Genomic DNA, 14,596 nt, shown 5'->3' on the forward strand with positions numbered 1-14,596 from the left:
CATGCGCTTCGAGCAGCTCATTGCCAAGGTGAAACAGGCCGAGACCGCGCTGGAAGCACACGAACGCAGCGTGGCCGCCGACCTGCGCCAGCTCAAACGTTCGTGGCTGGACGCCTGGACGCCCGGTCGCATCGTCATCGCCGGACTGGTGAGCGGTTTCATGATCGGTCGCGCCGAGCCGCTGCGTGCCGTCGGCAAGAGCGGCGGCCTGATGCAACTGGTGTCGATGGTGTCGGGCCTGTTCGCCGGCGGCAGCGCGCAAGCCGCCGCCAGCCAGGCCGAGCAGGCCGCAGGCAGCGCACAACAGGCAGCGCAGGTGGCCGATCCCGACGCCGAAGCGCTGGCGCGCGCGGAGCGGGAGATGCAAGCTGCACGCGCCGCCGCTTCCGAACCGATCGAGCCTTGATCGAACCACGCCCCCACGAAGACCTCCCCGACCGCGACACGAGCGGCGACGAACCGGCGCCGACGACCACGCCACGGCCCCGCGCCAGTACCGCCATGGTGCTGATGGCCACGCTGGCCGTCGTCTACACGCTGTGGGCCGCGCAGGCGCTGGTGCTGCCGATCCTGCTGGCGATGTTCTTCGCCCTGGTCGGCAACCCGATCATCCGCGGCCTGCAGCGGGTGTGGGTGCCGCGCTACCTCGGCGCGGTGCTGGTGCTGGCCGGTGGACTGGCGGCCGGCGGATTACTGGGCAGCCAGCTGGTCGAGCCGGCCGGCGAATGGATCCGGCAGGTGCCGCGCGAGATGAAACAGGTCGCGCCGAAGCTGCGCGAGATGACCAAGCCGATGCAGGACGCCAACCGCGCGGCGCAGAACATCGCCCGCGCCGCCGGAGGCGAAACCAGCAGCAAGCCGGTGCAGGTGGTGCGCACCGAGGTCAACGAACCTTACAAGGCGCTGACCGCGACGCCGCGGCGCATCGCCTCGGTGCTGGCGGTGGTGCTGCTGACGTTCTTCTTCATGGTTTATGGCGAGTCGCTGCAGCGCAACGCGATCGCGCTGTTTCCCACGCGCCAGCAGAAGAAGCTGACCGTGGACATCCTGTATTCGATCGAGCGCGAGATCTCGCGCTACGTGCTGACCATCACCATCATCAACACACTGCTGGGCCTGGCGCTGGCCGGCGCGCTGTACTGGCTGGGCGTGCCGGTGCAGGAGGCGCTGCTGTGGGGCACGATGGCGGCGATCCTCAACTTCGCGCCCTATGTCGGCCCGCTTATCGGCATCCTGATCATGCTGCTGATGGGCTTCGTCACCTTCGACGAGTTGTTGCCTTCGGTGTTGCCGGCCGGCGTGTACCTGCTGCTGCACACCATCGAGGGGCAGTTGATCACGCCGATCGTGCTGGGTCGACAGATGCGCCTGTCGCCGCTGGTGCTGATCCTGGCGCTGATGGTGTTCGGCTGGTTGTGGGGCATCATCGGACTGCTGCTGGCAGTGCCGTTGCTGGTGTGCGTGAAGCTGGTGCTGGCGCGGCTGGAAGGCATGGACGGGTGGGCGCGGCTGCTGGAGTGATCGGCACCTGCCCGAAAAGGTCACCGTCCCTCACCGTCATCCCGGCGAAAGCCGGGATCCTGTTGTTGCCTCACAGCCCTCCGTATCGATGGATTCCCGCCTTCGCCGGAATGACGATCAAGACCCTTCAGGCTCAGCAAGGTGAATTCACACCTTCGCGGGCCTACCGGCTGTGAAGGCCGTCAACCCGAGCCATCCCCCGAAACCCGCTAAAATGCCGCGATGTATTTCCCCATACGCGCCATCACCCTCGACCTCGACGACACCTTGTGGCCCTTTGCGCCGATCGGGGCCCGGGTCGAACAGGTGCTGCACGACTGGCTGCTGCAACACTGCCCGCGTACGGCGCAGCGGTTTCCGATCGAAGCGATGCGCGCCCTGCGCGAAGCCGTCTACACCGAGCGCCCCGACCTGTCGCACGACTTCAGCCAGTTGCGCAGGCTGAGCCTGGTGCGGGCGATGGAACTCAGCGGCGACGACCCGCTGCTGCACGCCGAGGCCGCGTTTGAAACCTTCTATGCCGAACGCAACCGCGTCGAGTTCTACCCCGACGCCCTGCCCGCCCTGGAGCGACTGGCCGCGCGCGTGCAGCTGGCGGCGATCAGCAACGGCAACGCCGACCTGGCGCGCATCGGCGTGCACCACCACTTCGCCTTCCAGCTCGGCGCGCGCGAGCACGGCACGCCCAAGCCCGCCGCGAGCATCTTCCATGCGGCCTGCACGCAGCTGGCGATGAGCCCGGCTGATGTCCTGCACGTCGGCGACGACATCGACATGGACGTGCTCGGCGCCCATCGCGCTGGCCTGCGCAGTTGCTGGCTCAACCGCGAAGGCCACGCCTGGCCTCACGACTCGATCCGTCCCGATCTCGAATTCACCACCCTTGGCGCGCTGGCCGACTGGCTGGATGCGGCCGATCCAGCCAACCACCTGCACAGCAACGTCCAACCGGATACCGCCGCCGCATGAGCCTGCCACCCCGAAGCCTGCCGCCTGGCCTGATCGTCAACGCCACCGATGCCCTGCCGCTGCACGTGGTCACCCGAGCGAGCTTCGCCGACTGGCGCGCGGCGCAGGGCAGCACCCTGCAGGCCTGGATCGATGCGCACGGCTTCGATGGCTCACCCGTCACGGCGCTGATGCTGCCCGGCGACAGCGGGGCCGCCGCGGCGGTGATCGGCGTGGCCGACCCACTCGACCCGTATTCCTACGGACATGCCCCGTACGCATTGCCCGCGCGCACGTGGACGCCGGCCGCGACGCTCTCCGCCGACGAATTGGCGGCGCTGCAGCTCGGCTGGGGTCTGGGCAGCTATCGCTTCAACCGCTACCGGCAGCCGCTGCGCGCACCGGCGCAACTGCAACTGGCCAGCTTCGACGACGACATGCTCGCGCAGCTGTCGGCCAGCCTGCGCGTGCGCGACCTGGTCAACACGCCGACCGAGCACATGGGGCCAGACCAGCTCGAACAGGTGGTGTGCGAGATTGCCGAGCGCTTCGGCGCCAGGATCGATGTCGTGAGCGGCGATGACCTGCTCACGCACAACTTCCCGGCGATCCACGCGGTCGGCCGCGCCAGCCATCGCGCGCCGCGCCTGATCGCGCTGCATTGGGGCGATGACGCACACCCGCACGTCGCCATCGTCGGCAAGGGCGTGTGCTTCGACACCGGCGGCCTGGACATCAAGCCGGCCGATGGCATGCGCAACATGAAGAAGGACATGGGCGGCGCCGCGCATGCGATCGCGCTGGCCGAGCTGGTGATGGAGCGCAAGCTGCCGCTGCGCATCACGCTGCTGGTGCCCGCCGTCGAAAACGCCATCGGTCCCAACGCGTTCCGGCCCGGCGAAGTGGTCGCCACCCGCCAGGGCCTGTCGGTGGAGATCGACAACACCGATGCCGAAGGCCGCGTGATCCTGTGCGACGCGCTGACCTACGCCGCCGAGCAGAAGCCGGCGCTGCTCCTCGACTTCGCCACGCTGACCGGCGCGGCGCGCATCGCGCTCGGCCCCGATCTGCCGGCGCTGTACAGCAACGACGAGTCCGTCGCTCTGCGCTGGCTCGAAGCCGGCGTGCAGCTGCGCGACCCGCTGTGGCGCATGCCGCTGTGGCGTCCGTACCTGCGTTATCTCACCAGCACCGTCGCGGACATCGCCAACGGCGGCCCGTCGCGGATGGCGGGCAGCATCACCGCCGCGATCTACCTGGAAGGCTTCGTCCCCTCGGATCAGAGTTGGGCGCACCTGGACGTCTATGCGTGGAACGACAACGACCGCCCGGGCCGTCCGGTGGGCGGCGAGGCGCAGGGACTGCGCTCGGCGTATGCGCTGCTGAAGGCACAAGCCGGGGCTTGATCGTCTCCGGCGAAGAAGGGTTGATCTTCATTCCCGCGAAGGCGGGAAACCGCCCGTCCGTTTGAATGTCGCGCCCCGCAGGTGTCCCCGCCTGCGGGGATGACGGCTCATGCGGCCGGCAATGCGATGTCCGCTACAACCAGCCCTTCTGCCGCGCCAGACGATACGCCTCGATGCGGTTGCCCACGCCGAGCTTGCCGATCGACTCGGACAGGTAATTGCGCACCGTTCCCTGCGACAGGTTCAGTTGCGCGGCGATCTCGCCCGCGGTCAGTCCCTCGCCGGCAAGGCGCAACACCTGTCGCTCACGATCGTTGAGTGGATCGGCTTCGCCCCAGGCATCGAGCGCGAGTTGCGGATCGATGGCGCGGCCGCCGCGATGCACCTGGCGGATCGCCTCGGCCAGCTGCTCGGCCGGCGAATCCTTGAGCAGATAGCCGCACGCCCCCGCTTCCAGAGCGCGGCGCAGGAAGCCGGCACGCGCGAAGGTGGTGACGATGATGACCCGCGTCGGCAGGCCGTGGCGCTGCACGCGCTGCGCCAGTTCCAGGCCGCTCAGGCCCGGCATCTCGATGTCGGTGACCAGCACGTCGGGAGTGCGGCCGTCGTTGCCCAGGCGCTGCAGTTCGCGCCAGGCGCTCTCGCCGTCGGCGGCCGTGCCGAGCACGTCGATGTCGGACTCCAGCTTGAGCAGCGCCGACAGTGCGCCGAGCACCATCGCCTGGTCTTCCGCCAGCAGCACTCCGATCATCACCCATCATCCCGGTACGACGCCGCGGACACGTTAGCACCCGGCGCGCCGACAGGGCGCCGGCTCACGCCGCCGCGGGCGGCACGGACACGCGCGGTGCCGCTTCGTCCGTCTGCGTTCCCGGCGCCGGCGCGTCCTGCCTTGACGATTCCACATGCATCGGCAGATGCGCCTGCAGGCAGGTGCCGCGACCGGGCGTCGAATCCACGCGCAACCGGCCGCCCAGCGCCTCGATGCGTTCGCGCATGCCGGACAGGCCATTGCCCGGCGCGATCGCACCGCCGCGGCCATCGTCCTCGATCCGCAACACCGCCTCGTCCTCCTCGACGGACAGCCGCGTGCGGGCGTTGCGGGCACGGGCGTGGCGCTGGATGTTGGTCACCGCTTCGCGCAGCGTCATCGCCAGCACCGTCTCGACCGTTGGCGGCAATACCACCGGCGCCAGCTCGTACTCGAACAACACGCCGTCCGATTCCAGCAGCAGCCGTGCCGAAGCCAGTTCGGCGGCCAGGCCGGCGGCACGGATGCCGGTGACCGCGCTGCGCACCTGGTGCAGCGCTTCGCGCGCCACGCGGGACACCTCGAACAGTTCGCGGCGCGCGGCGGCCGGATCGCGGTCGACCAGCTTGCCGGCCAGTTCGGACTTCAACGCCACCAACGACAGCGTGTGGCCGAGCAGGTCGTGCAGGTCGCGGCCGATGCGCTCGCGCTCGGCCAGCGCGGCCAGGCGACGGATCTCGTCGTGCGAGAGCTTGAGCTCGGCGCGCTTGCGCGTGCTTTCCAGGAAGTGGTGGTTGCCGAAGAACACCGCCACCGCGACGATCACAGTGATCAGGAACACGAACACCGGATAGCGCAGCAGCAGGACTTCCAGCAGCATCACGCCCAGCATCGCCGACAACCACGCCATCCGCCTCCACAGAGGCCCGCCCAGCGTCGCGGCAAACCCCGCCGCGTAGATCAGGTAGGTGTTGGCGAAGGGATTGAACGGCAGCAGCGCGTAACCGACAGCCGCGATGCCCAGCATGCAGGCCAGCTGGCGCAGCCCGGCGTCGCGATAACCGACGAAATACAGCGGCAGGAACACCACGACAGACAGGATCGTCGGCCACAGCAGCGCCGGCGGTCCGTTCCACGCACCTTGGACATCGCCCAGCCAGCTCAGCATCGCGGGCAGGAACAGGAATACCAGGTAACCCAGCGTGTAGATCGGTGTCCAGCCCAGGCCCAGCGAGTCCGGGATCAGCCGGGCTCGCCAGCGCAACAACTTTGGCTTAAGGAATCGCCACATGGCGTTGCCTCCGGGGCGCGTCGCCGACACTGTACCCGAGCGCGGCGTTGCCAGAGACTTGCCTACGCGCGGATTCATGCATGCGCTCCCGCGGCCAGGCGTCGACGAGCGAGCAGGAAGAAGACCACCGCCATCGCGGCCAGCACCAGCACGTGCATCCACGCCGCACCGCCGGAGTCGCGACCGACCACCTTCAGCGCGAGCTGGCCCAGGTGCCAGGCCGGCCACACCGGCGCGATCTTGGCGAAGATCGGCGGCAGCACATGCAAGGGCATCCACAACCCGGACAGGAACGCCATCGGCAGGTAGATCAGGTTGACCAGCGCGGGCGCGCCCTGGCCGCCCGCCAGGCTCCCCACCCACAAGCCGATCGCGCAGAACGGCAACACGCCGAGCACGTCGACCACGAACAGCAGCGCCACCTGCGCCACGCTCAGCTGCACGCCGCCCAGCGACAAGGCGATGACGGTGACCTCGGCGACGATGAGCGCGGCGAACACGATCGCCATGAGCATGCGCGCCATCAGCGTGGCCCCGGGAGGTGCGGGCATGGCCTGCTTGAGCTTCATGAAGCCGCGCTCGCGATCCATCGCGATACCGACACCAAAGCCGAACAGCCCGGGCGCCATCACACCGAACACGCCGTAGCTGGCGAACAGGTAGGTACCGGCCTGTGCGCCGCCGCGCGAACCCAGCAGCACGCCGAACAGCAGGTAGAACAGCACGGGGAAAGCCAACGTGGGGATTGAGAACGATGGCGTGCGCAACATGCGCATGAACTCGCAACGCGTCTCCAACAGGTAGCTGCGCAGCGGCGAATGCGACGACGAAGAAGAAGTGGCGACGGTGGCGTTCATCAGGCGGCCTCGCGGGTGAGTTCGATGAAGGCGTCCGCCAGCCCGGCGCGCTGGACTTCCAGCTCGCTCAGGCCGGCGTCTTCGGCAAGCAGGCGGCGCACGACGGCCTCGGCGCTGTCGGCGACGATCTCGATGCGGTCGGCGACGCGCTGCGCGGTACGCACGTGCGGCCACATGCCGATCTGCTCGGGTGTCAGCGCGCTGACGCAGCGAATGCGCCGTTGCGCCAGGTGGTTGCGGATCTGGTCGACGGAGCCTTCCGCGATCACGCGACCGCGGTTGAGCACCACGACGCGGTCGGCCAGCGCTTCGGCTTCTTCCAGGTAATGCGTCGTCAGCAGCACGCCGCAGCCTTGCGCGACCAGCTCGCGTATTGCACGCCACAGGGTCTGGCGCGCCTCGATGTCGAGGCCGGTGGTGGGTTCGTCGAGGAACAACAGGTCCGGGCGCCCGCACAGCGCGAGCGCGAACTGCACCCGTCGTTGCTGGCCGCCGGAAAGCTGGCCGTAGCGCCGGCCGAGCAGCCCGTCCAGGCCGGCCAGCGCCACGCAGTCGGCGACGCTGCGCGGCTGCGGGTAGTAGCTGCGGGTCAACTCCAGTAACTCCGATACCTTGAGCGTCTCGGGAATGCCGGCACTCTGCAGCATCACGCCGATCCGACGGCGCGCCTGCAACGCGTGGGGCGACTGGCCGAACAGCGACACGGCGCCGGCATCCGCGTGGTCCAGGCCTAGCAGCAGCCCGATCGCCGTGCTCTTGCCCGCGCCGTTGGGGCCCAGCAGGGCCAGCATCTGCCCGCCGCGCACCTTGAGCTCCACGCCCGCGAGTGCCTCGACCTTTCCATAGGACTTGCGTACCCGGTCCAACCTCGCCAGCACTGCATGCTCAACGCTCATCGCCTCGCTCCATCGTGATCGGTGGAGCGATCTTCGGTTTCCATCGTGCGGCGGGGCAGTAGCAGGCGTCAGGCCCTTCACATGACAAGCATCAGGTGACCGGGCGGGGGCGATGGCATACGCTTTGCCCTGTCGCTGTGCCGGATCTGGCGTTGACAGTGAGTTCCGGCCACCCGCCGCTTCAACCCCCGGCCACACTTCTCCCCCTTTCCATCGTCTCGGATGTCGATGAACAACTCTGATCTGCTGAAGGAACTCCGCATCGACCGCAAGGCCCCGCCCGAGACGCCGTCGCGGCGCGGGCTGTGGATTGCGCTGGCCAGTATCGGCGCGGCCGTGTTGCTGGGCGTTGCCGGCTGGGCGTTGTTCGGGCGCGACAGCGCGCTGGAAGTCAAGACCGCCCCGGTGACGACCATCGGCAACGGTGGCTCCAGCGCATCCGTGCTCGACGCGACCGGCTATGTCGTCGCGCGGCGCATGGCCACGGTGTCGGCCAAGATCACCGGCAAGGTGCGCGAGGTGATGATCGAGGAAGGCCAGAAGGTCGAGGCCGGCCAGGTCATGGCCACGCTCGATCCGATCGATGCCGATGCCGAGCGCTCGCTCGCCACCGCCCAGGAAGGCGCCGCGTCCAGCCAGGTCGAGAGCGTGCGCGCGCAACTGTCCGAGGCCGAAGCCAACGCCTCGCGTCTCTCCCAGCTGGTCGCGCAGCAACTGGTGTCCAAGGCACAGTACGACGAAGCGGTGGCCGCGCGCGATTCGCTGCGTGCGCAGCTCATCACCTCGCAGCGCAACGCAAAGGTCGCCGGCAATCGCCTGCACATCGCCGAACTGGGCGTCGACAACACCATCGTGCGCGCGCCGTTCGCCGGCGTGGTCACCGCCAAGGCCGCGCAGCCGGGCGAAATCGTCTCGCCGCTGGCCACCGGTGGTTTCACGCGCACCGGCATCGGCACCATTGTCGACATGGATTCGCTGGAGATCGAGGTCGACGTGAGCGAGGCGTATATCGGACGCGTCCAGTCCAAGATGCCGGTGGAAGCCGTGTTGAACGCTTATCCGGACTGGCGGATTCCGGCCGAGGTCATCGCGATCATCCCCACCGCCGATCGGGCCAAGGCCACGGTCAAGGTGCGCATCGCGCTGAAGTCCCGCGATCCGCGCATCGTGCCGGACATGGGGGTTCGCGTCTCCTTCCTCGAGCAGGGCAAGCCCGTCGCCGAACAGGCCGCGCCGAGGACGCAGGTCCCGGTCGCGGCGCTGCGCAAGGACGGGGAACAGGACATCGTCTTCGCGTTGCGCGAGGACAAGGCCGAACGCCGGGCGGTCCGCCTCGGCCCGGCCATGGGCGAGAACCGCCAGGTCCTTGCCGGCGTAAGCGCCGGCGAGCAGGTCATTGTCGAAGCCCCTCCCACGCTGAAAGACGGCGACACCGTGCGCGTGGCCGAGAGCAAGTGATGCGGCAGGCAGGAACAAGCGCCGTCCTTTTCAAACACCCCAGCGCACCACGGACCCCCTAACGAGGCCAGCGATGAGCGATAACGCCATGATCCAGATCCGCAACGTCACCAAGTCGTACGAGCGCGGCAAGCAGAAGGTCGAAGTCCTGCATGGTTTGAGCCTCGACGTTCCGCAGGGCGATTTCGTCGCGCTGATGGGCCCTTCCGGTTCCGGAAAGACCACGTTGCTCAATCTGATCGGTGGGTTGGACACACCGTCTTCCGGCGAGATCAGCGTGGGCGGCGAGCGCATCGACCACATGCACGGCGGGCAGCTTGCCCGCTGGCGCAGCCACAACGTCGGCTTTGTGTTCCAGTTCTACAACCTCATGCCGGTGCTCACCGCCGAGGGCAATGTCGAACTGCCGCTGCTGCTGACCAAGCTGTCGTCGGCGCAGCGCAAGAAGAGCGTGCAGGTCGCGCTGCAGGTCGTGGGCCTGGCCGATCGCGCCAAGCACAAGCCGCGCGAACTTTCCGGCGGCCAGGAACAGCGTGTGGCGATCGCCCGCGCGATCGTCTCCGATCCCAACCTGCTGGTTTGCGACGAGCCGACGGGCGACCTGGATCGCACGACCGCCGACGAGATCCTCAAGCTGCTCCAGGCGCTGAATCGCGAGCACGGGAAGACCATCGTCATGGTCACCCACGATCCGCTCGCCGCCGGGTACGCCAAGCGAACCCTGCATCTGGACAAGGGCCGCCTCGCCGAACAGGCCGTGAGCGCGTGATGCGCGCCCGTCGCCGGAGGATCATTCCATGACCAAGACCGGATTCGTTTTCGCCAACCTGTTCCGCAAGAAGACCCGCACGATCCTGACGTTGCTGTCGGTGATCATGGCCTTCCTGCTGTTCGGCCTGCTGCAGTCGGTGAACCACATCTTCGATGCCGGCGCCGACTTCATCGGCGCGACCCGTCTGGTGACCCAGGCGCGCGTGTCGTTCACCCAGCCCCTGCCGCTGAGCATGCTGCCCAAGCTGGAAGCAGTTCCCGGCGTGGCGCGCGTGGCGCACATGCAGTGGTTCGGAGGCGTTTGGCAGGAGAACACGCCCCTGTTCGTCTTCGCCGTCGATCCGCAGCGCCAGCACGACGTCTACCCCGAGTGGGTGATGCCCGAGGCGCAATGGAAGGCCTTCGCCAACACCCGCACCGCGATGATCGCCGGCCGCAACGTCGCCAACCAGTACGGCTGGAAGATCGGGCAGAAGATCCCGATCCGCTCCAACATCTACCCGCAGAAGAACGGCAGCAAGGCCTGGGCCTTCGACCTGGTCGGCATCTACGACGGCAGCGACGAGAACTGGCAGAAGCAGACCAACACGGTCTTCATCAGCCACGACTATTTCGACGAGGCCAACCAGTTCAGCAGCGGCCGCACCAACTTCTTCATGCTCGAGCTCGCCAGCGGGGCGGACGGCGCGAAGATCAGCAGCACCGTCGACAAGATGTTCGAAAACTCACCGGACGAGACCAAGACCCAGACCGAGAAGGACTTCAACGTCGGCTTCATCAAGCAGATCGGCGACATCGGCATGATCGTTCGCTGGATCCTGTTCGCGGTGTTCTTCACCCTGCTGCTCGTGGTCGGAAACACCATGGCGCAGAGCGTGCGCGAACGCATTCCCGAACTGGCGGTGCTCAAGACCCTGGGCTTCTCCGACGGCACCGTGCTCGGTTTCGTCCTGGCTGAAGCCGCGGCGCTGTGCCTGTTTGGCGGCGTGGTCGGCATGAGCATCGCCACCCTGCTGGGGGCGATGGTGTCGAAGGGCACGGGCGGGCAATTCGCGCTGAGCGTGAACGGTTGGGTGTGGACGACCGGCCTGATCGCGATCGTGCTGATGAGCCTGGCCGTAGGCCTGCTGCCGGCGCTGCGCGCGCGCCGCCTGAAGATCGTCGACGCACTGGCCGGACGCTGAGGAGAACCACCATGCTGAGTCAAATCACCGCCATTACCGGCCTGAACCTCAAGAGCATCCCCGAACGCTGGGCCTCGTCGCTGGTGATCGTCGTCGGCCTCGCCGGCGTGGTCGCCGTGTTCACCGCGCTGCTGGCGATGGCCACCGGTTTCGAGAAAACGCTCGCGTCCACCGGCAGGCCCGACAACGCAATCGTCCTGCGCGGCGGTTCGGACGCCGAACTCAACTCCGGCCTCGGCCGCGATTCGGCCACACTGATCAAGCAGGCACCGGGAATCCGCAAGGGCGCCGACGGCAGGCCGCTGGCATCGGCCGAGATGATCGTGATCGCGGAACTGGTGCGCCAGGGCGATGAGAAGAACGGCGCCAACATCACCGTGCGCGGCGTCGAACCCAATGCGTTCGCCCTGCGTCCGCAACTGAAGATCGTCGGGGGCCGCAAGTTCCAGACCGGCCTGCGCGAGCTGATCGTCGGCCGTGGCGTCACCCGCCAGTTCCAGGGCGCGGAACTGGGCAAGATCGTGCGCATGCGTGGCTCGGACTGGACCGTGGTCGGCGTGTTCGAATCCGGCGATGCCTACGACAGCGAACTGTGGACGGATGCGGAGGTCGCGCAGTCGACGTTCAACCGCGGCGGCTACAGCTCCGTGCTGGTCGGACTGGACGGCGCCAACGGCCTGAAGACGCTGCAGGACAACCTGAAGTCCGATCCGCGCCTGACCGTGGACGTGAAGAGCCAACTGGAGTACTTCAGCGGGCAGACCAAGAACTTCCGCAAGCAGATCGGTTTCCTCGCCGGTGTCGTCACCCTGATCATGGCGCTGGGTGCGATCTTCGCCGCGCTCAACACCATGTACGCCGCGGTGGCCACGCGCAGCAAGGAGATCGCCACGCTGCGGGCGATCGGGTTTGGCGGCATGCCCGTGCTGGTGTCGGTGATGATCGAGTCGCTGTTCCTGGCACTGGTCGGCGGCATTCTGGGCGCAGTGATCGCCTATCTGCTGTTCAACAACTTCTCGGTATCCACGCTGGGCGAGAACTTCACCCAGGTGGTATTCGCCTTCAAGGTCACGCCGGCGCTGGTGATCATGGGACTGGTGATCGCGTTGGTCATCGGTTTCTTCGGTGGTTTGCTTCCGGCCTGGCGCGCCGCGCGCATGCCGGTGACGACGGCCCTGCGCGCGGGATAGGCGACAAGGCAGTCTCTTGCAGGTGTCGTCGAACAGGCCGCGAGCGATCGCGGCCTGTTTTCCTGGCGGGGTTCAAGTCGATCACGACGCCGGTCGATCACGACGCCACGTTCGAAGCATCCAGCCATCCGCGCGCGATCGCCTCACGCACGTCGTCTTCCGAATCGACATCTAACTGCAGCTCCGGCGCATCCAGCGACGACAACTCGCTGGCCGGCAGCGCGCGCAGCTGGCGGCCAAATCCGAGGTTGCCGCTGAGTTCTCCTGCCCGCTGCAGCATGGTCGAGGTGATGACCGCCGGAATGCCGAACACCTCGCCCTGCCGCGTCGCCGCACACCGCGATCCGGCGATGGCGGCGCCGTCGAGCAGGCGGCGCAGGTGCGCCAGCTCCAGTGCTGGCTGGTCGCAAGCCAGTACCAGCACCGGACCGGCATGATCGGCCAACGCGGCGGCGGCGCGGCGCAGACTGCCAGCCAGACCGCTGCGCCATTGGGTGTTGTGCAGGTATTCCGCGTGCAGGTCGGCGCAGCTTGCGCTGATGACAGCCCGGTGCGCGCCCAGCACCACCACCAGCCGCACCGGCGTGGTGTCCGTGGCCAGGCGCACAGCGCGATGGATCAGTGTTTCGCCGTCGCGGACCAGCAGCTGTTTCGGCCGTCCAAGGCGAAGACTTCCGCCGGCCGCCAACACGATCGCGGCATGTGCGCCCGTCAGATATGTCATGGCTGCTGCCGATACGCATGCAACTGCGCGACGATGCTCAGCGCGATGGCCTCCGGCCCCTGCCCGCCCAGGTCGAGTCCGACCGGAGAGTGCAGGCGCGACTGAAATGCCGCGCGCGTGGTGCCGGGCAACACGCGGAACAGGTCTTCACGCCGTCGCGCCGGACCGAGCAGGCCGATGTAACCGATGTCCGAACCTGCCAGCGCCTGCAGCGCCTCGCGGTCCAGTTCGAAATGGTGATGCATCACCAGCGCGGCATCGAAACGCCGTATCTGGCCGGACAGTGCCGCCTGCGGCGATTCGCTGACCGGCGTATCGGCCAGTGCTGCCAATGCGCTCCAGCGCGGACGTCGCTCGACCACAGTGGTCATCCAGCCCATGCGGCGCAGCCAGGGCACCAGCGTCGGCGTCTCCGGCCCTGCGCCGAACACCAGCACGGCCGGTGGCGATGGCAGCTCCCGCTGCCAGGCGCGGTGCTCCGGGTCTTCGCGTCGTGACGTGGCAAGCCGCCAATGCCGCGATGCGCCCGCCACGGTGCATGCCACCACGCCATCGGTATCGATGTCCCAGCGCAACGCGCCCGCGCCCTCGCGCCAGGCCGGCAGCAGTGCTTGCCAGCCGGACATGGCGGCCAGCGGCAGCAGCGCCAGGTGCAGCCGGCCGCGACAGCCCACGGCCGAGCCGGCGAACAGGTCCTCATCGTCGCGCGTATCGATATCCAGCCATTCGATGCGGCCCTTGGCAGCCGCCTCCGCTGCGCGTCGTGCGATCTCCGGTTCGAGACAGCCACCGCTGAGCCAGCCCACCTGCTCCGCTCCCCCCTCTGCGCCGAACAGCGCGACCGCGCCGGGGCGCACGTAGGTGGAGCCCTCCGTCTCGACCACCAGTGCGAGCGTCGCGTCGGCACCGCCCCGCGCCGCCGCCTCGAGCACGGCGCGAACGCCGCCGGGCGCAGCGGGTAATGACGAGCGGGCGGCGGTCAGGGTGTCCATCGCGATCCCGTTGGCAATTCGGGAGATCCGGAGGCGAGTCTAAGCCCCGACGCCCCGGCCGCGCCGGATACACGCACGTCACTACGGGCGGTAGTAGGCTTCGTTGACTCTCCGTTCGACGAGGTGCGGCCATGAAACTGCACGTCAATGGCGCCGAGCACGAGGTGACGGCGACCCCCGACATGCCGCTGCTGTGGGTACTGCGCGACCTGATGGGACTGACCGGCACCAAGTTCGGTTGCGGCATCGCGCAATGCGGCGCCTGCACCGTGCATGTCGACGGCGCGCCGCGACGCGCCTGCGTCACGCCGGTCGAAACCGTCGTCGGCAAGAAGATCACCACGATCGAAGGCCTGTCCCAGGATGCCAGCCATCCCGTGCAGCGGGCCTGGGCCGAGCTGGACGTGGTGCAGTGCGGCTACTGCCAATCCGGCCAGATCATGTCGGCCGCAGCCTTGCTGGCGAAGATCCCTGCACCCAGCGATGCCGACATCGACCAGGCGCTGTCCGGCAACATCTGCCGTTGCGGCACCTATCCGCGCATCCGCGCCGCAGTGCATCGCGCGGCCGAGCTCGGCGGCCCACGACGCACCTGAAGCGCCTTGGC

The 14,596-nt window shown here is 68.0% G+C and carries 15 protein-coding genes; 9 read left to right on the plus strand and 6 right to left on the minus strand.

All coding sequences use genetic code 11. The annotated features are described in order from the left end of the window. Nucleotide 1: 1 nt before the first annotated feature. The 4 genes from J2X06_RS13015 (at nucleotide 2) to J2X06_RS13030 (ending at nucleotide 3,875) form a co-directional block, all read left to right on the plus strand. Nucleotides 2–406 carry a hypothetical protein gene (locus J2X06_RS13015; RefSeq protein ID WP_310063073.1) on the plus strand — a complete coding sequence of 135 codons (405 nt, stop codon included), beginning with the start codon at nucleotides 2–4 and terminating at the stop codon, nucleotides 404–406. After that, complete coding sequence (locus J2X06_RS13020; RefSeq protein WP_430539599.1) at nucleotides 406–1,521, plus strand: AI-2E family transporter; 1,116 nt, start codon at nucleotides 406–408, stop codon at nucleotides 1,519–1,521. The genes J2X06_RS13015 and J2X06_RS13020 overlap by 1 nt, the downstream gene beginning before the upstream one ends. A 222-nt stretch (nucleotides 1,522–1,743) precedes the next feature. Next, nucleotides 1,744–2,490, plus strand: a complete 747-nt coding sequence (locus J2X06_RS13025; protein WP_310063076.1) for an HAD family hydrolase — start codon at nucleotides 1,744–1,746, stop codon at nucleotides 2,488–2,490. Then, nucleotides 2,487–3,875 (plus strand): leucyl aminopeptidase family protein, encoded by a 1,389-nt coding sequence (locus J2X06_RS13030; protein WP_310063077.1) that lies wholly within the window; start codon nucleotides 2,487–2,489, stop codon nucleotides 3,873–3,875. The genes J2X06_RS13025 and J2X06_RS13030 overlap by 4 nt, the downstream gene beginning before the upstream one ends. A gap of 133 nt (nucleotides 3,876–4,008) precedes the next feature. Here J2X06_RS13030 and J2X06_RS13035 read toward each other — a convergent pair whose 3' ends face one another. From J2X06_RS13035 to J2X06_RS13050, 4 genes are all read right to left on the minus strand, one after another. Then, nucleotides 4,009–4,626 (minus strand): response regulator transcription factor, encoded by a 618-nt coding sequence (locus tag J2X06_RS13035; RefSeq protein ID WP_310063079.1) that lies wholly within the window; start codon nucleotides 4,624–4,626, stop codon nucleotides 4,009–4,011. A gap of 64 nt (nucleotides 4,627–4,690) precedes the next feature. Beyond that, entirely contained in the window at nucleotides 4,691–5,917 is a 1,227-nt protein-coding gene (locus J2X06_RS13040) for a sensor histidine kinase (protein ID WP_310063080.1), read from the minus strand. A gap of 74 nt (nucleotides 5,918–5,991) precedes the next feature. Continuing rightward, nucleotides 5,992–6,774, minus strand: a complete 783-nt coding sequence (locus tag J2X06_RS13045) for an ABC transporter permease (protein WP_310063082.1) — start codon at nucleotides 6,772–6,774, stop codon at nucleotides 5,992–5,994. Continuing rightward, entirely contained in the window at nucleotides 6,774–7,670 is an 897-nt protein-coding gene (locus J2X06_RS13050; RefSeq protein ID WP_310063084.1) for an ABC transporter ATP-binding protein, read from the minus strand. Before J2X06_RS13050 ends, J2X06_RS13045 begins: the two co-directional genes overlap by 1 nt. Nucleotides 7,671–7,898: 228 nt before the next feature. On the opposite strand from J2X06_RS13050, the gene J2X06_RS13055 reads away from it, so the two are divergent. From J2X06_RS13055 to J2X06_RS13070, 4 genes are all read left to right on the plus strand, one after another. Next, on the plus strand, nucleotides 7,899–9,128 hold the full coding sequence (locus J2X06_RS13055; protein ID WP_310063086.1) for an efflux RND transporter periplasmic adaptor subunit: 1,230 nt from the start codon (nucleotides 7,899–7,901) through the stop codon (nucleotides 9,126–9,128). Nucleotides 9,129–9,216: 88 nt separating this feature from the next. Next, the gene (locus tag J2X06_RS13060; RefSeq protein ID WP_430539600.1) at nucleotides 9,217–9,897 is read left to right on the plus strand and encodes an ABC transporter ATP-binding protein; all 681 of its coding nucleotides are present in this window, start codon (nucleotides 9,217–9,219) and stop codon (nucleotides 9,895–9,897) included. A gap of 28 nt (nucleotides 9,898–9,925) precedes the next feature. After that, nucleotides 9,926–11,083 carry an ABC transporter permease gene (locus J2X06_RS13065; protein ID WP_310063091.1) on the plus strand — a complete coding sequence of 386 codons (1,158 nt, stop codon included), beginning with the start codon at nucleotides 9,926–9,928 and terminating at the stop codon, nucleotides 11,081–11,083. A gap of 11 nt (nucleotides 11,084–11,094) precedes the next feature. Then, nucleotides 11,095–12,273 carry an ABC transporter permease gene (locus J2X06_RS13070; protein ID WP_310063093.1) on the plus strand — a complete coding sequence of 393 codons (1,179 nt, stop codon included), beginning with the start codon at nucleotides 11,095–11,097 and terminating at the stop codon, nucleotides 12,271–12,273. Between the two features lie 97 nt (nucleotides 12,274–12,370). Here the strand turns inward: J2X06_RS13070 and J2X06_RS13075 are convergent, their stop codons facing one another. Both J2X06_RS13075 and J2X06_RS13080 read right to left on the minus strand, forming a co-directional pair. Continuing rightward, the gene (locus J2X06_RS13075) at nucleotides 12,371–12,997 is read right to left on the minus strand and encodes a nucleotidyltransferase family protein (RefSeq protein ID WP_310063095.1); all 627 of its coding nucleotides are present in this window, start codon (nucleotides 12,995–12,997) and stop codon (nucleotides 12,371–12,373) included. Then, on the minus strand, nucleotides 12,994–13,989 hold the full coding sequence (locus J2X06_RS13080; protein WP_310063097.1) for an XdhC family protein: 996 nt from the start codon (nucleotides 13,987–13,989) through the stop codon (nucleotides 12,994–12,996). The genes J2X06_RS13075 and J2X06_RS13080 overlap by 4 nt, the downstream gene beginning before the upstream one ends. A gap of 131 nt (nucleotides 13,990–14,120) precedes the next feature. Here J2X06_RS13080 and J2X06_RS13085 point away from each other — a divergent pair, with 131 nt between their 5' ends. Continuing rightward, nucleotides 14,121–14,585, plus strand: coding sequence for a (2Fe-2S)-binding protein (locus J2X06_RS13085; protein ID WP_310063098.1), 465 nt, complete (start codon nucleotides 14,121–14,123; stop codon nucleotides 14,583–14,585). Nucleotides 14,586–14,596: the final 11 nt, after the last annotated feature.

The sequence above is a fragment of the Lysobacter niastensis genome, assembly GCF_031457115.1.
In the GTDB taxonomy this organism is placed as follows: Bacteria; Pseudomonadota; Gammaproteobacteria; order Xanthomonadales; family Xanthomonadaceae; genus Lysobacter_J; species Lysobacter_J niastensis_A.